Annotated in this window: 11 protein-coding genes, 1 tRNA gene and 6 pseudogenes; 10 read left to right on the forward strand and 8 right to left on the reverse strand. The window is 65.5% G+C overall.

From position 1 onward, the window contains the following. Positions 1-407: 407 nt before the first annotated feature. Complete coding sequence (locus ACICHK_RS43215; RefSeq protein ID WP_406841821.1) at positions 408-1,343, reverse strand: transposase family protein; 936 nt, start codon at positions 1,341-1,343, stop codon at positions 408-410. A gap of 134 nt (positions 1,344-1,477) precedes the next feature. Between ACICHK_RS43215 and ACICHK_RS43220 the strand changes: the two genes are divergently transcribed. Together ACICHK_RS43220 and ACICHK_RS43225 are read left to right on the forward strand one after the other, a co-directional pair. Further along, positions 1,478-2,227 carry a hypothetical protein gene (locus ACICHK_RS43220; RefSeq protein WP_406841822.1) on the forward strand — a complete coding sequence of 250 codons (750 nt, stop codon included), beginning with the start codon at positions 1,478-1,480 and terminating at the stop codon, positions 2,225-2,227. A gap of 27 nt (positions 2,228-2,254) precedes the next feature. After that, a pseudogene (locus ACICHK_RS43225) lies at positions 2,255-2,626 on the forward strand (transposase family protein); the annotation flags it as partial. Between the two features lie 33 nt (positions 2,627-2,659). Here ACICHK_RS43225 and ACICHK_RS43230 read toward each other — a convergent pair. After that, positions 2,660-3,895 (reverse strand): IS110 family transposase, encoded by a 1,236-nt coding sequence (locus ACICHK_RS43230; RefSeq protein ID WP_406841823.1) that lies wholly within the window; start codon positions 3,893-3,895, stop codon positions 2,660-2,662. Positions 3,896-4,291: 396 nt separating this feature from the next. On the opposite strand from ACICHK_RS43230, the pseudogene ACICHK_RS43235 reads away from it, so the two are divergent. Continuing rightward, positions 4,292-4,687: pseudogene (locus ACICHK_RS43235) on the forward strand (transposase); the annotation flags it as partial. A 418-nt stretch (positions 4,688-5,105) separates the two neighbouring features. Here ACICHK_RS43235 and ACICHK_RS43240 read toward each other — a convergent pair. Continuing rightward, positions 5,106-5,192, reverse strand: a tRNA-Leu gene (locus ACICHK_RS43240). A gap of 299 nt (positions 5,193-5,491) precedes the next feature. Here ACICHK_RS43240 and ACICHK_RS43245 point away from each other — a divergent pair. The 3 genes and pseudogenes from ACICHK_RS43245 (at position 5,492) to ACICHK_RS43255 (ending at position 8,399) form a co-directional block, all read left to right on the forward strand. Then, positions 5,492-6,057 (forward strand): annotated as a pseudogene (locus ACICHK_RS43245) (winged helix-turn-helix domain-containing protein). Between the two features lie 636 nt (positions 6,058-6,693). Continuing rightward, positions 6,694-7,914, forward strand: coding sequence for an IS110 family transposase (locus ACICHK_RS43250; protein ID WP_406841824.1), 1,221 nt, complete (start codon positions 6,694-6,696; stop codon positions 7,912-7,914). Between the two features lie 92 nt (positions 7,915-8,006). Continuing rightward, positions 8,007-8,399 (forward strand): hypothetical protein, encoded by a 393-nt coding sequence (locus ACICHK_RS43255; protein WP_406841825.1) that lies wholly within the window; start codon positions 8,007-8,009, stop codon positions 8,397-8,399. Positions 8,400-8,644: 245 nt separating this feature from the next. Here the strand turns inward: ACICHK_RS43255 and ACICHK_RS43260 are convergent, their stop codons facing one another. The 3 genes and pseudogenes from ACICHK_RS43260 to ACICHK_RS43270 all read right to left on the reverse strand — a co-directional run bounded on the left by ACICHK_RS43260 (position 8,645) and on the right by ACICHK_RS43270 (position 11,718). Then, a complete protein-coding gene (locus ACICHK_RS43260) occupies positions 8,645-9,469 on the reverse strand; it encodes an alpha/beta fold hydrolase (RefSeq protein ID WP_406841826.1) in 825 nt (274 codons plus the stop codon). A gap of 463 nt (positions 9,470-9,932) precedes the next feature. Beyond that, a pseudogene (locus ACICHK_RS43265) lies at positions 9,933-11,135 on the reverse strand (RNA-guided endonuclease InsQ/TnpB family protein). A 172-nt stretch (positions 11,136-11,307) separates the two neighbouring features. Then, positions 11,308-11,718: a hypothetical protein gene (locus ACICHK_RS43270; RefSeq protein WP_406841932.1), complete on the reverse strand. Its 411-nt coding sequence runs from the start codon at positions 11,716-11,718 to the stop codon at positions 11,308-11,310. A gap of 37 nt (positions 11,719-11,755) precedes the next feature. On the opposite strand from ACICHK_RS43270, the pseudogene ACICHK_RS43275 reads away from it, so the two are divergent. Continuing rightward, positions 11,756-12,010, forward strand: a pseudogene (locus ACICHK_RS43275) (transposase family protein); the annotation flags it as partial. Between the two features lie 45 nt (positions 12,011-12,055). Beyond that, positions 12,056-12,301: a DUF2283 domain-containing protein gene (locus ACICHK_RS43280; protein ID WP_406841925.1), complete on the forward strand. Its 246-nt coding sequence runs from the start codon at positions 12,056-12,058 to the stop codon at positions 12,299-12,301. Between the two features lie 124 nt (positions 12,302-12,425). Here ACICHK_RS43280 and ACICHK_RS43285 read toward each other — a convergent pair whose 3' ends face one another. Then, on the reverse strand, positions 12,426-12,887 hold the full coding sequence (locus ACICHK_RS43285) for a VOC family protein (RefSeq protein ID WP_406841827.1): 462 nt from the start codon (positions 12,885-12,887) through the stop codon (positions 12,426-12,428). Between the two features lie 690 nt (positions 12,888-13,577). On the opposite strand from ACICHK_RS43285, the gene ACICHK_RS43290 reads away from it, so the two are divergent. Both ACICHK_RS43290 and ACICHK_RS43295 read left to right on the forward strand, forming a co-directional pair. Then, positions 13,578-13,946, forward strand: coding sequence for a hypothetical protein (locus tag ACICHK_RS43290; protein ID WP_406841828.1), 369 nt, complete (start codon positions 13,578-13,580; stop codon positions 13,944-13,946). Then, entirely contained in the window at positions 13,943-14,614 is a 672-nt protein-coding gene (locus tag ACICHK_RS43295; RefSeq protein WP_406841829.1) for a nucleotidyl transferase AbiEii/AbiGii toxin family protein, read from the forward strand. The genes ACICHK_RS43290 and ACICHK_RS43295 overlap by 4 nt, the downstream gene beginning before the upstream one ends. A 182-nt stretch (positions 14,615-14,796) precedes the next feature. Here ACICHK_RS43295 and ACICHK_RS43300 read toward each other — a convergent pair. Then, a pseudogene (locus ACICHK_RS43300) lies at positions 14,797-15,388 on the reverse strand (transposase); the annotation flags it as partial. Between the last annotated feature and the right edge of the window lie 37 nt (positions 15,389-15,425).

Consider the following 15,425-nt stretch of genomic DNA (forward strand, 5'->3'; position numbering starts at 1 on the left):
AACCCTAGCTGGGCAGCGAAAGCCGGAGTCCTCAGCACACGTGCTCCAGGTTCAAGCCTGGCGTACGCGATCACTAGGAAAACGAAACACGCCGTCAGTAGATACGGCACTGAAAAGGCTCTTGAGGACCAAAGGCCCTCCGTCGCACGTCTGAACCCCGTGTGCACCGGTCTGGCCCGGCCGGACTTCCCCCGAAGCAGTGGCGCTCTCGACAGCGCAGAGGCGAGGGCCCTGCTCCTGTTATCGCCGACAGGAGCAGGGCCTTCAGGGCAAACGCATAGGGCGGGGGACCCTGAGCGCGCTACATCGTTCAACGACGTTCAGAGTCCACAGATACGAAGCCCACCCCCTAACGAGCTCGTGCACGGTAGGCGCTGAGACATCGCGAGCTTCGGTGCGACCCGGTTTCACATCTGCCATTTCGGGTTCAGGTCCGCGGTCTGCTGGCGGGACAGCAGGCCGGCGATGGCTTGGACGGTGTCGCTCATGTGCTCGCGGCGGCCGAGGTGGCGGGCCAGGGCCCGCCAGTTCTTCAGATGGGCGATGCCGTGCTCGATACGGATACGTCGTGATGAGTGCGCTTTGCGCTGGCGCTCGTGCATCTCCTCGTACCAGTCCGGGGCGTTCTTCTTGAACTTGCGGTGCGGTGGTGTCACCACCCGGCCACCGGTCTGGGCGCCCAGTCCCTGGTAGCCGGCATCAGCCAGGATCTCGACTGCAGGCCCGTCGGCCAAGAGCTTGACCAGCCCTAACTGGCGGGCGTGGGTGATGTCCGCGCAGCTTGCGGGACGGGCCGGGCTGCACCACAGCACACGGCCTTCGCCGTCCGTGACCACCATGGACTTGACGGCGTTCTGCTTGTTCTTGCCGGAGATGAACTTGTCGCGGTCCTTGCGTCCGGCGGCGGGCCGACGGACCCGGATCTCGGTGCCGTCGATGATGCCGGTCGTCCCGCTCGCGCCGAGATGGTCGACAACCTCAGCCAGAGACCGCAGCCGCACGTCGGGGCTGACGGTGCAACCCCGCTCGGCGAGCAGGGGCCGCACCTCACTGATGGCCCGGGTGATGGTGGAGCGGTCCACGCCGAACCAGCACGCCAGCACATCATGGGTGACCCCGTGACGAAGATGGACCAGCGTGGCCAGCAGCCGGTCGACGAACACCAGCCGGTACTTCGCACCGGCGCCCACAACCCTCTGCCGCGGGCGAGCGGCAAGCCGCGCTTGATGACGCTCATGCCACAACGGTCCGATCTCCTCGACCAGTTCAGCAATCACTCCGGCAGCCAGCCCCGTGATCCGCCGATTGTTGATGATCACCGCGCGCGTCGAGTTCCCCACCACCCGACCATGATCAACCATCCAGGCTCGACGTCTCACCGCCTACCGTGCACGAGCTCGTAAGGCTTGTCCCGTAAAGGTCAGGTGCAGCCGCGATTGCGCTCCGGCAATCACGTCGGCCGCAGCCTCCTGCGGCGATGACAGAGGTCAGCGGCATGATGAGCGTCATGACGAACAGCGCAGGCATGCACCCGGACCAGATCCCGGGCTACGACGGCGGCCCTCTGGCCCACCTTCCTGAGCTTCTCGACGAGCCCCTGTTCTGGCTCGGGCACCTCCACTCCTGTGTGCAGAGCGAGGAGGCCGAGGAGCTCCTGTTCGGTGCCGATTACGACGCTGCGGAGGACTTCCACCGCCGGATGACCGGACGCGCGGACTGGCCCACCTTCTCGATCCCGGTCACCGCTGGCCGCCTGCACATTGTCTACCGCAACCTTGAGGGAGACGCAGGCACCGACTACCTCCTGCACCACCCCGACTGGGACCGCGCCGAACTGCTCGCCAACGACGACGGCCACTTCATGGGCCCTGGCCTGGCCTGGCCCGAGTTGACAGCGGCTGCGGACAACGGCTTGGCCGGCGGTTCCACCACCGACCCAGACAGTCGCCTGCTACTCCTGCTGCCTGCATTCGGAGACACAGCCATACCCGCCGAAGCCGCCGAACGTCTGGTGGCAGCGCTACGCGCCCGAACCGCCGTCGAAGACCCCGAACAACTTGCGGCCGCTCTGCTGGAAGATCAAGGCCCCTGTGGCCCTACGCACTGGACCACACAAGGGGACGGTCTACGGATCAACGACGGCCGCTACTCGTTCCGCAATCCCACCAACGGCTTCGCCCTGCCAGTGGACCGCCTCGCCCGAGTGACAACAGCATTGGCTCCCTGATTCAGGCCGTCCTGGGACGATCCTGCCGTGAATAGCATGATCACCGCTTCGCAGCCGTCCTGGATAGCCCTCTTCACGGGGCTGAGCCCTCGCCGCTTCGGCAGGCTGATCACAGCGTTGCGGCGTGAGGGCGCGGCCGAGGTGCGACGAGGACGGCCGTGGAGTCTGCCGCTGGAGGATCGAGTGCTCCTGGTGACCACATACTGGCGAACGAACCTGACCCTCCGCCGGCTTGCCCCCTTGTTCGGGATCTCCAAGTCCGCCGCCGACCGGATCATCGCCCACATCGGGCCGCTGCTTGCGATCAAGCCCCGGCAGAGATTCCGCCCGGACGCCGTGCTGATCGTCGATGGCACCCTTGTCCCGACCCGTGACCACACCATCGCGGATAAGTCGAAGACATCTCATGTTGCTGGCGGGTCAAGTAGGCGCTCAGGCAGCAAGATTCACAGGTGGTGCGAAGGCACGGTCGAGGTCGAACAGCGTGCGGTGCTGTAGGCAGTGGAAGAGGCAGCCGAGCAGCTTGTTGAACAGGTTCCTGAGGGCTGCGGTATGCCGTTCTCCACCAGCACGCCGTCGGTCATAGTGGGCGCGTGGAGCCTGTGTGCGCAGGGCTGCGAAGGCCCACATGTGCCCGGCTGATGCCAGTCGCTGGTTCTTGACGGTCCGGGCCACAACCACGTGGCTGCGGCCGGAGGCCCGTGTGACAGGAGCCGCGCCGGCGTATGCCTTCATGGCTCTGGCGTCCGCGAAGCGTTCGCGGTCATCTCCGATCTCGGCGAGAACGCGTGCTCCAGAGAGCACGGAGAGCCCTGGGAAACTGGTGATGATCTCGGCATCCGGGTGCGCGAGGAATGCCTCTTCTGTCGCCACCGCCAACTGGGCCACGCTGACACAGGCGGCGTCGACCTGCCGGATGAGTGCCACTGCCTGCTGTCCCAGAGCCTGTTCGACCTGCGGCAGCTGCCGTAGGGAGTCCGCGCGGAAGATTGCCCGAAGTCGCTCGACCTCGGCTTCGATCCCACAACGTGGACGCTCACCGTGCTTGAGCAACGCGCGCAGCTGGCTGCGGGTGAGCTTGGCGGCGTCGGCCGGCGTGGGTGCGGCAGTCAAGATCACGCGGGCGCGCGGCGAGTCGAGTCCGGGCTTTCCAGCGCCGTGAAAGGCAGCGAGGGCGGCTGGAAAGTACTCGCGCAGGTGTGACCGAAGCCGGTTGATCATCTGTTGCCGGTCCCAGATGGCGTCCTGGTGAGCGCGGGCCAGGACGGCGACGGCCTGCCCCGCTTCGCTGTCGTCGGGCAGAGGCCGGTGGGCATGCCGGTCGGTCCGGAGGATGTTGGCCAGAACCCGGGCGTCCGCTGCGTCGGACTTGGCTCGGGAGACGCTGGCGCGGTCGCGATATCGGCCCGCGGCCAATGGATTGATTGCGTAGATCTGACGGCCGGTGGCCCGCAAGGCGGCGATGAGAAGCCCGCGGGGCGTCTCGATGGCGACCGGGATCGGTTCTGCTGCGCTGTCACCGTGCTGAGCCAGAAGTTCCATCAATGCGTGGAAGCCGACGCTGTCGTCGCTGATCCGTAGCTTTGCAAGCTGGGTTCCGTCCTGGTCGACCAGGGCTATGTCGTGATGCCCTTCCGCCCAGTCAATGCCGCAGAAGATCTTGTTCAACCCTGTGCCTCCGTATGAATCTGCAGGTTGGACCTGTGCGGAGCACGCGGCGCTCTAATAGAAGTGCTCAAGGCACGCCATCTCACGAGCCGTTCGTGTCTCCAGCGACCGACAGGGACCTCGGTCTGCTGGAGAGCTCATGGCTCGCGAACTGCTGAGAGGTGGCCCCTGTCGGCGGGCTGAGGACATGAAACCTGGATCCGAGCTCTGCCGGGCAGGACCGGTCTTTGACGAGAGATCAAGGTCCCGGAACTACCGAAGGTCTCCGCCCGGCAGGGCACGGGCGAGGCAGAGCCGGTCTGAACACAGGGATCAAAGCCCCAGAACGGCGGCAGGCTTCCACCTCGCATCGGGGCCCTTGCACTGCCGTGCTCGAGCTCACCGATGAGCTATTAGAACTACCGGTACTCCACGAACCACCAAGTGGTGATCGATGCCGACACACGCCTCGTTGTAGGGGTCGGCAGGCCCGTCCCGGGCAACCGCAACGACTGCAAGGCTTGGGAGGAATCCGGGGCGAAGGCTGCCGTTGGCAAGACCATCACCATCGCCGACGGCGGCTATCCGGGAACCGGGCTGGTCATCCCACACCGTCGGCCCAAGGGCGGCGAGCTCACCGAGTGGCAGGTCAAGCACAACCGTTCTCACAAGCAAGTCCGGGCCCGCATTGAGCACGTGTTCGCGCGCATGAAGACCTGGAAGATCCTCCGCGACTGTCGGCTGAAGGGCGACGGGGTCCACCACGCCATGCTCGGCATCGCCCGCCTCCACAACCTTGTCCAAGGCGCGTAGCCGCAGTCTCGAGCCCCTACCCAGCCACGCACCCAAGATCGATTACGGGACAGACCTTAGCTGCGCGCCGCGCGGAACCGGCATTGCCCGCCGTGCCCCCTGCGCCAGGTGGCCTGGGGCTGGGCATCCAGGTATTGAATCCGCTGATCATGACTGATGCGTAACAGCGCCCGTTTGGACGGCTTGCCGGTGACGCCACGCCCTGATGGCCATATCGACCAGATCAGACAGAGCGATCACTCGTCCGTGTATTTCTAGCAAGTACGCGTCATGATCACTTTTGGCTGTGGGGCATAGTTCAGAGTGAGCTGCTTCTCCATTCGTGGAGAGCGGTTTCCTGCTGCTGACAGGAGCAGGCTGGCGGTCGCCTTTTCGTTCCCTCGTCGGGGCGACCGCCTTCCCACCCCGTCCGGAGCTTTGGTGAGAGTGGAGGGAGTCGAACCCTCACGCCCGCAAGGGCACCGGGACTTGAATCCGGCGCGTCTGCCCGTTCCGCCACACTCCCTGGCGCTTCACCCCCGGCCCGAGAGATCTGTGATCATAGGCCAGGGACCAGATGACTCATGCCCTGTGTGCGTACCGGTCACGTGCTACCTGCTGGTGAAGCGAGATCATTTTACTGTGCCCAGCATGCTCTGGCCATACCCCAGGAAGCAGCCTCCGTGCCCGAACGCCTCGTTTCTTTCCCCGTCAATTGAACTTGCGACCGATGTCGTCGGTGAGGCTTGCCATGCTGGTTACTGATCTTCAAAGCGTGGTTTGGCAGAGGCCGATGCCTCGTGATCCCTGCGGTATGCCGACAGCATGAGGTATGCGCAAGGGGGCGGGCTGACCGACGAACGGCGGTCCTTTCGCGAGAAGTTGCGTCTGGAAGCGGCTGAGCGGTTCAGGCAGGACGATGAGAATGCGGCTATCGCTCACGACCTGCGGGGAAGTGCCCGGTCGGTACAACGCTTTGGCGCAGGGCCTGGTCGCAGAACGGGTCGAGAGTTCCGGCCTCGAAGGGTCCGGCATCGCTGCCGCTGCGCAGCGATGAGCTGTTCGCCGTGCTGGAGCGTGAGCTGGCCAAGAGACCGCCGGCACACGGCTGGCCGGACTAGACCTGGACCCTGTCACGGATCAAGACGCTGATCGGACGCCGGTTCCACCAGAGCTACACCGTGCAGGGAGTGGCCGCTTTGCTCAGGCGGCACGGTCGGACCTGCCAGGTGCCGGCCCGGCGTGCGATCGAGCGGGGCGAGAGTGCTGTGGCTGGCTGGGTGAAGGAGGCCTGGCCCCAGGTGGAAGGACCGTGGCGGCGCTCGACGCCTGGCTCGTCTTCGAGGACGAAGCCGGACGGCTCGATAACGCCGCCATACGACCACACCTGATCCCGCCACAGTCACCCCGCGGTCCGCGTCCAGGGCCGCTCGCACCGCCGCTTGTCGGTGGCAGCCCTGGCCTGCTATAAGACCGGCGAGCGATCCCGGCTGATCTATCGGCCCTGCCCGGAAGCCCGGCCCGATGGACGCAAAAGCTTCTCCTGGAAGGACCACCACAACCTGATCCAGACTGCACACCAGCAGCCCGGCGGCCAGATCGTGCTGGTCCGGGACAATTCGTAGCCAGCCATGGTCGGCCGCTCCGCGACCGACGACAACTGGGTCCTGAGAGATGATGCGAGGGGCCCGGAGTCGGCTGCCAGGCTCCTTACCGTGCGTACATCAACCGGTGCGCGACGCTCTGTTCAGCGCTCCGGCCAGCAATCCGGGCGGAGCACTGAACGGGAACGGAAGCGGCCCGCGCGTGGAAGATGAAAGCCGCTCCGTAAGTTGTTTGGCGGTCCGGAAGAGTGGGGTGTGGCTCTAAAGTCGCTTGCCCCCGGTGGCTCCGGTGGAGTGGCCGCCCTGCTCTTCTGGGCACCCAGGCCGCTGATTGAGATGTGCGAATCGGTCGCTGTTTACGGAGCTGACGGCGGGGTGTCCTCGGACCAACGGCACGCTGTCCGCAGCCCGAGGAGACCCAATATGACGATACAGAGGCCCCGTTTATGGGTCGGTATCGATGCCAGCAAGGCCCACCACTGGTGGGTCGCCATCGATGACATGGGCACCACCGTCTGGAGCCGGAAAGTCAGCAACGACGAGGCCGTCATCCTGGCCGGCCTCAGCGAGATCCTCGCACTGGCCAGCGAGGTCCGATGGGCAGTGGACCTCACGGGCACCGCACTCGCCCTGCTGCTGGCCCTGCTCGCCGACCATGGCCAGCCGGTCGTCTACGTGCCCGGCCGGACGGTCAACCGCATGTCCGCCGCCTACCGGGGCGAGGCCAAGACCGACGCCCGCGACGCCTACGTCATCGCCGACACCGCCCGCCTGCGACGGGACTTCGCCCCCATCGACGTCCCCACAGACCTGTCCGCTGACCTGGCCCTGCTCACGGCCCATCGCTCCGATCTGATCGCAGACCGGGTCCGTTTACTCAACCGCCTCCACGATGTGCTCACCGGCATCAGCCCCGCCCTGGAAGCGGCCTTCGACTACGCCGACCACAAGGGCGCCCTGGTCCTGCTCACGGGCTACCAGACCCTCGCCGCCCTCCGCCGCTGCGGGCAGACCCGCCTGACCCGCTGGCTCACCGCCCGAGGCGTGCGCAACCCCGAGACGGTCGCCGCCACCGTCCTCACCGCCGCGCACGCCCAGCACATCCAGCTGCCCGGACAGGACACGGCCGCGGGCATCACCGCAGACCTCGCCGCACAGATACTGGCCCTGGACGAACGGCTCAAGCAGCTCAACCGGCGGATCAGCGACGCCTTCCACACCCACCCGCAGGCCACCGTCATCGAGTCGATGCCCGGCATCGGCCCCATCCTGGGCGCCGAATTCCTCGTCGCGGCAGGCGACCTGGCCGCCTACCCGGACGCCGGCCACCTCGCCTCAGCGGCGGGCCTCGTCCCCGTCGCCAAAGACTCCGGACGCCGCACCGGTAACCTCCGCCGACCCCAGCGCTACAGCCGCCGCCTGCGCCGAGTCTTCTACCTCTCCGCGCAGGCCAGCATCATCCGCGACGGCCCCAACCGCACCTACTACCTCAAGAAGCGAGCCGAAGGCCACAAGCACATCCCTGCGGTCATCGCCCTTGCCCGCCGACGCGTCGACGTCCTATGGGCCCTGCTCCGCGACAACCGCCCCTTCACCACCGCCCCGCCCACACAAACAGTCACAGTCGCCGCCACCGCAGTCTGACCAAGCCATGAGAACTCACTGGCCTCGGGGAACGGTGTGTCGGCACAGGCTGCTAGCGTCCGGCTCGTCGAGACGGCGAGAGGGCGTGAATCATGCAGATCGGTGGAGTCGACCTATACGTCAACCACCCGCTCATGGCCTTGGGATCACCGGACTGGATACCGGACGATCTCGAACTGGGCGAGCGCTCCGCCGTGTCCTCCGACACTCACATCATCGTGCGAGTACAGGCACAAACCACCCTGATCAAGGTGCGGCTGTTCCGTGACCACGGAACGGGCACCGCGTGCGACTCATCGTTCACCACCGTGTTCGACGGCACCCTCTACTTGGCGGATCGGCGCTTCGCAATCGGTGACGTCATGGGCGAGAGCCGGTTCGTCAAGTACATCGGGGGCCCGCAGCAATGGCGGGTCCGCGTCTCAGTCGACGATCCCGATCGGTACGCGCACGCTGCCGACGTAGTCCTGCAGCCCCAGGAGTAGCTTCCAGCCACCCCTAGATCCCCTGCACTCGCACGACCTACTTGACTCGGTCATTAAGACTCCACCCTTATCGTGTCGCCTGATCGGGCCGAGCGATCGGCGATGGCAGGCGGTCGTTCGGGTGAGGGCTCCCAGCCGCTTGCACTCTTGGCTTTCCGTTCCAACGACTGGCAACGCCTGACCAGAGGGGCACCCTGGCCAGGCGTCGGCTCGCGTGGACGGCTCGCAGAAAGCTTGAGACGAGGCTATGAAGCGGTGGCCTTCGCGGCGGTTTCGACGAGGCGGGTCACCACCGCGGGGCGGGAGATCATCACGACGTGGGAGCCGTCGACCTGCACCGTGTGAGAGCTGGCGCGGCGGGCTTCGAAGCGTTCCAGGTCGGCACCGATGGCCTTGTCCTGCTTGGCGACCAGGGCCCAGGAGGGGATGGTGCGCCAGGCGGCGGCAGTGGGGGCGTCCTCGAAGGCGGATGCGCTGATGGGACGCTGCTCAACGGCCATGATCCGGGTCTGGGACTTGGGCAGATCGGCGGCGAACACTTTGTGGAACTGGGCCGGGTCAATGGTGAGTTCGATGCCGGTGGAGCCATTGGCGTTGGAGAACGGTGCGGGGCGCAGGGCCGGCTGGAGTTGCGAGTCGTGGGACATGGCGGCGAGTTGGCCGAGAGCCTCGCCCCGGTCGGGCATGAAGGCGGCGATGTACACGAGAGCCTTGACGTCGGGGTCACCGGCCGCGGCCTGGGTGATTACGGCGCCCCCGTAGGAATGCCCGACCAGCACCACAGGACCCTTGATGTTGTTCAAGACGCCAGCGATGTAGGTGGCATCCTGCGGCAGACCGCGCAGCGGATTGGCTGGAGCCACCACCTTGTAGCCGTCCTTTTGGAGGCCCTTCACGACTCTGTTCCAGCCCGATGCATCGGCGAAGGCGCCGTGGACCAGGACGACCGTTGGTTTCGGGCGTGACTGGCCGCTCTGCTCCGCGGAGGCTGAAGGGGCGAGGGAGAACGTCAGTAGGCCGAGCAGGCTGGCTGTCGTGGCGGCGGCCCAGCTCAAGCATCGTGTGCGCATAGGAATTCCTCTGAGGGTGAGGGTCGGTTCCAGGGGTGTAGTACTCGGCCCTGCTGATTTAGGGGTAAATATATTGATTTTCCGGCAAGTTAACATTCAATAATGGGCGCCGACCGCACGCAGGAACGTGGTGTCGCGCGTTCATTCCAATGGATCAACCGGTTGTGCGCCGTGTCTGATGAGCAGCGAGGGTGGTATGACGGTGCCGACGTGACTGCGGAGGGACGAAGCGGTGCAGGGGTATGTCCACCGCATGCCCGGTCCTACCGCAAGGTGTTCTCGGGCTGCATGCGCCGCCCCTCACTGGTGTCAGCGTTCGCCTGGCACACCGTCTGCGGTCAACACTTTCCGTGTCGGCTGCCCCTGGGCAGAAGCTCGGTCCCGGCGCCGCGTTCACCCGCTCCCACTATGAAGAGAGGCCTTTTCGTGATTCCTCCCCCTCATGGATGAGGGGGGCTTCTCGCTATGCCGGGTTGGCGTCGCGACGGACCAGCCCGGCCCGTAGAACGTTGATCGCACCCACAGTGTCAGCGTGCGCGTTGTGGCCGCACGCCTGACAGTGGAACTTTTCCTGGGTGGGCCGGTTCTCCTTGGCGGTGTGCCCGCATTCGGGGCACCGCCGGGAGGTGTTGCGGGGGTCCACCGCTATCACTTGCCGTCCGGCTCCTTCCGCCTTGGCGGCCAGGATCGCGAGGAACACCCCCCATCCGGCATCGGCGATCGAGCGGTTGAGTCCCGCCTTCGCTGCGGCCCCGTTGGGCAGGAAGCTGCCCGGCTGTCCGGGGTCCGGCTTGGGCGCGGGGGCCTTGCTCATATTGCGGATCTTGAGGTCTTCATGCGCGACGAAGTCGTGCTCACGGACGAGACCGAGCGCGGTCTTGTGTGCGTGGTCCAGACGCTGACGGCGGACCTTGCGGTGCAGCCGGGCAACCGTCTCCACGGCCTTGCGACGTCGCTTGCTGCCGCGCTTGCGGCGGCCGAGGGCCTGCTGTGTGCGGCTTCGAGTTTCGCGGCGGCCTTTGCCCCGTAGCGGGGGTTGGGTACGAACTCACCGCCCGAATCGGCGAGGAAGTTGGCTATGCCCATGTCGATGCCGACTACGGAACCGGTCTGCGGCAGGGGTTCGGGCCGGGCCTGTTCGGCGGTCAGGATGACGTACCAGCGGCGCTCTTCGCGCTTCACACTGATCGTCTTGACCTTGCCGACCACGGGCCGGTGCTGGTGCACCTTGACGTGTCCGACGCCTTGGAGGCGGACGCGGGTGGTGGGGTCGTGCGGGGTGGAGTTCCAGCGGCAGCCGTCGCCGTCCTTGGGGAAGTCCACGGTGTCGAAAACCGCTTACCCGAGCGAAAACGCGGATACCCCGGCTTGTCTGCGGCCTCACGCGCCGGAAGAACGCCGCGAACGCCTTGTCCAGCCGGCGCAGGGTCGCTTGCTGGCTGGAGAACGACCAGCGGCCCTGGCCCTCCGGGTCGACGGCCCGGATGTCCTTGAGCTGCACAGACTGCTGCCCGTACCGGATCGTCGCCTTCGAGGCATGACGGTAGGCGTCCCGGCGTTCCTGCAAGGCCCCGTTGTAGAGCGAGCAATGATCGCGCAGCATCTCGCCGAGCGCGGCGGCCTGGCCCACGGTGGGCCGCATGAGGAACTTGTACGCACGGATTATCCAGCCCACCCCTTCCAGGTCAGCCTGCGAGACCCTCCAGTCTGGTCTTCGACACCGGCAAGAGGATGGGGCTGACGGCCACCAGCGTGTACGTCACCGACCTGCAGCAGGGGCGGCTTATCGCCCTGCCCAGCCTGTACCCGTCAGGGAGCCCAGACTGGACATTGTTGTTTCACTGGCCGGACTGGCTTACCGAATGGAGCGCACACACCTGAGGCAGGACGGCGCCACCGTGTGGATCCCCATGGTCGACGAGGTCGAGCACCTGGGCGTCCTCAAAGTCGAGGGCCTCGACTTGTTCCGGAGAGAGTGCGCAGTCCGCCTGCGGGTGGTATGCGAGATATGCGCTTGAGATGTGGGCGCAGGCTTCATGGTCCAGCTTACTGAGCGTTTTCGACCGGTTCGCGTGTCCTTCGACAACTTCGGAGCTCCAGGGGAGGGAGAGACCGGCGGTGACGGCGTCGAGGTCCTGGCGGAGGAAGCTGGCGAAGCCCTTCATGGGTTTCGGTGCGTTCTGCTCGCCATGCCGGGACATACTCTGCCGAAACGATCCCTCGCTCACTTCGCTGACCAGCGGATTCACGGAACTGCGGTCAGAGCCAAATCCAAATAGCCCCATCAAAGTGGGTGTCCGCTGCTGGGCAGACAAGGCGTACCAGGGGGCAGGCGGCACCGTCCGCATCCCCTACCGCAGCCACTGGGACAAACTCTCCACAGGCCAGCGAACCGTCAACGCCTCCTACGTCAAGATCCGCGCGCTGGGCGAGCAGGCCATGGCCGCCCGCAAAACGTGGCGCCTCCTACACAAATTCCGTTGCAGTAAGACCCGCGTCACCACCATCGTCAAGGCCGTCCTCGCCCTGCAACTCGCAGCGCACCGACGAGACCGGAACCAACAACACAGAAAGGACCACAGCATCGTGCCCGACGTCAAAGTCACCTACGACAAGACCGTGAACGCGGCGTACATATACTTCACCGACCCGCAGGCCAGCGTGAGATCGGCACATACCTATCCCTGCGATCCGATCGACGTCGACGGCATGATCAACCTCGACTTCGACGAGCAGGGCCGCCTCATCGGCATGGAGGTCCTAGCCGCCACGTCGAAGCTCCCCGAATACCTGCTCCAAGCCGCCGAGCGGCTGGACTCCGAGAGCAGTTGAGCCCTGGAACAACCCGGCGATTGTTACCCTGCATCGCCGCCAGCACAGGTTGGAAAAGGATCACGATCTTGAACTCTAGATCCCCGCAGGGAACATACCGCCTGTTGTGTTGATGGGGCAGTGCCTATGGATGACCAGGCCGGTAACTTCCAAAGCTCCACTCGCGACCCTCCAGATCGAGAACCCGAGCACGTCGGCTGCCCCACTCCGTGTCCTCCGGAGGCAACACCGACTGCCCGCCCGCTTCCACGGCGCGGCTGAAGAGGTCATCGACGTCGGGTGTCGCCAGGTACAGGCCAGCGCCAGTCGACAAGCCATTCAACGTGGGGACGTCGTAGGATGCGTCCGCACTTGCAATCATGACAACGGCCGTTCCGAGACGCAGCTCAGCGTGGACGACCTGGCCGCCCTCCCCGTCCTGACGCGCAGCCGAGACAAAGCCGAGTGCCTCCAGCCAGGCGATGGCTCTGGAGGCGTCCGCGTAGCTCAGATAGGCGTGAAGGGTAGCTTCCTGGGTTGTCATTGCCAGCTCCTTGCGCTTCAGGCCGAGAATCAGTTTTCTCCTACAAGGCTTGCGCCCTTTCACCCGATAGCAACCTGCACCGATTTAGCATCGAAACCGCAGTGCCAGGCTGGGCGACTACTATGGGCGTTGACGGCAGTTGCACATGAATGCGGAAATCGGTGTCGGATAAAATCGTTCAAATCGAAGCCTCGATTCCGGAGGGCAGATGAAGGGGCGGGATACCATCACGGAAACCTGCGTGAGGCCTCACGGAAGCAGCATTTTGGCTGGCGCGCATCAACAGTCCCGGTTCGGTTGTGCTGCGCTCAGTGAGCAAGAAGATTGGCGTCTTGCGCAACGCTGATTATCGGCACTTCTTCGATCAGGAAGATCTATTTGCCGCCGTAGCTACCCACTGTACGGCTGAGATCGGTCTGTTCATGGTCCGGCGGTTGTCCGAAGTGACCGAACCTCCTGCCCCGATCGCTCCTGGGTACGTCTCGACGCATTGGGAAGGGCTTACGTCGAATTCGCGCTGGCGGCCGGGGACTGGTATCCAATCCACATGCGGTGTGGAAAGAAGCTAGGGGCAGCGGACCGCGCCAGCGGCTGATGTCAGCCATCGACGGCGTGGACCGGCTTCTGGCGTGATGGCGGGCCAGCCCCGATGTTGCCTTGGCATGCCGCCGCTGTAGCCAGGATCTGGCTGTCGGGTGCGCCGGTTCGGGCGTCGGCCGTGTCCCACCCGGCCTGGCAGGCGATAATCGGGGCATGGCTTTCAGCTCCTCTCGTTTCCCGGTGCCGAACGCGTTCGAGCTGCTTCGCGAGCAGTACGCCAAGCGGCTGCCCGCGCGCCTTCAGGACCTGACCGGCCCCACCCACGGGTCGGTCGACCTGCCGCTGCATGTGGCCTGGTCAGGACGCCGCTCCTACGACGTGGAGCAGCCGCGCTCGCGGATGAGCCTCTACCGCACCGTCCTGGCCGAGGGGCAGCGCCAAGACCTAGTCGCCTTTCTGAACCAGGATCTGCTGGTCAGCCAGTGGCCGGTGCTGTGCACCCTGATCAGCAGGCCGCTGCGGGAGGCATGGGAAGCCGCCTTTCCCGAGCTAGCCGCGGTCCGGAGCGTACCGGCCGCGTGAATCTGACCGACCTGCACCGCCGGCTCCTTGCCGACGTACTCGCGATCGGCACCTCGTATCCCTTGGTGATCACAGGGGGATATGCCGTCCAAGCCCACGGCCTGGTCGACCGCCTCAGCCAGGATCTCGACGTAGCCACCGAGAATCCCGCCTCGATCGCCGAGATCGTCGCTGTGGTCAGTGAGGGACTCACCACCCGCGGCTGGCGCATCCGCCAGATCGAGACGGGCGCCCTCTCCGGTCGTCTCATCGCAGCGGACCCTAAATCCGGAGAGGAATGCGAGGTGGATGTCCTCAAGGAGGCATTCTGGACGGCACCCGTTGAGACCGAGTATGGACCGGTGCTGGCCCTCGACGACGTGATTGGCACCAAGGTGCGCGCGCTCGCGGACCGCGGCGCGGTCCGCGACCTCATCGACGTCCACGCCGCTTCCCAGCACCGCACCGCCGCTGACCTCGAAATGCTCGGCCGTCGCCACGCGCGCTATGAGTTCAGCCTCGAGGATCTGCGCGACCGGCTCAATGGTGCCGAATGGTGGGATGACGAGGATTTCACCGACTACGGTCTTAATCCCGGCCAACTGACCGACCTGCGCGCCTGGGCCCTCGCCTGGGCAGCCGAGCTTGACGCGCGCCTGTATGCAGAGGAGAACTCGGACGAGGTTTGAGAGTCGAACGGCGATCCATCGATCGCCGCGCATACGTACTGGCGCTGGCTCGCGGCTGGTTCGCCGTCGACTGAGCACACGCGCAGGCTGGGGCCAAGCGGGCGACATGAACCACGCGACCGAGTCCGCTCCCTCGAGCCGGTGTGGAAGGTGCCGTGGTTACGTCATCTGAGCTAGGTCTGTCAAACGAGTGGTGTAGCCGGAGGGTACTGGCGTGCCGTGTAGAGGCGGCCGTTGAAGGTGACGTCGAAGGTGTTCAGCGCGGTCTTCCAGCGCATGCTTCAAGGCCTTGCCCTTGCCGGTGGGTCAAAGGACATGACGGCCGTGTAGACGTACTTCAGGGCAGCCTGTTCGTTGGGGAAGTGTCCGTGGGCCTTGACGGCGGATGCAGGCGTTGACCGACTCAATCGCCGTTGGTGGTGCAGATGATGCGACCGCTCGAAGGCGGCTCCCTCGGCCAGCGCGGTGTGGACGGGCTTGAGGAGCCTGGCAGTCTTGTCCCGGTCCTGGCGAGCCGCATAGCGGAAGGAGTTCCGCAGCAGGTGGACCACGCAGTCTGCACGATCGTCCGTGGCCAACCGTCTCCACTGCCTCGGGCAGGCCCTTGAGTCCGTCGCAGACCAGCATCAGCACATTGCTCACGCTGCGGTTCTTGAATTCTGTGAGGATGCGCGGCCGGTGCTTGGTGCCCTCTCTGCCGTCGCCGGCCCACAGCCCCAGGATCTTCCGCCGGTCCTCGGCGGTGACCGTCAGAGCCACGTAGATGAGCCGGTTTCGAGGAGGACGTTCCGGCTCCGAAAATTCCGGTTGC

The sequence above is a fragment of the Streptomyces sp. AHU1 genome (assembly GCF_045343905.1).
Taxonomy (GTDB): domain Bacteria; phylum Actinomycetota; class Actinomycetes; order Streptomycetales; family Streptomycetaceae; genus Streptomyces; species Streptomyces triticiradicis.

Bases quoted from the DNA above. Each gene is read 5' to 3' on its own strand.
- ACICHK_RS43220 (WP_406841822.1), top strand. From the start codon at position 1,478: ATGACAGAGGTCAGCGGCATGATGAGCGTCATGACGAACAGCGCAGGC.
- ACICHK_RS43250 (WP_406841824.1), top strand. From the start codon at position 6,694: ATGACGATACAGAGGCCCCGTTTATGGGTCGGTATCGATGCCAGCAAG.
- ACICHK_RS43255 (WP_406841825.1), top strand. From the start codon at position 8,007: ATGCAGATCGGTGGAGTCGACCTATACGTCAACCACCCGCTCATGGCC.
- ACICHK_RS43260 (WP_406841826.1), bottom strand. From the start codon at position 9,469: ATGCGCACACGATGCTTGAGCTGGGCCGCCGCCACGACAGCCAGCCTG.
- ACICHK_RS43290 (WP_406841828.1), top strand. From the start codon at position 13,578: ATGGCTTTCAGCTCCTCTCGTTTCCCGGTGCCGAACGCGTTCGAGCTG.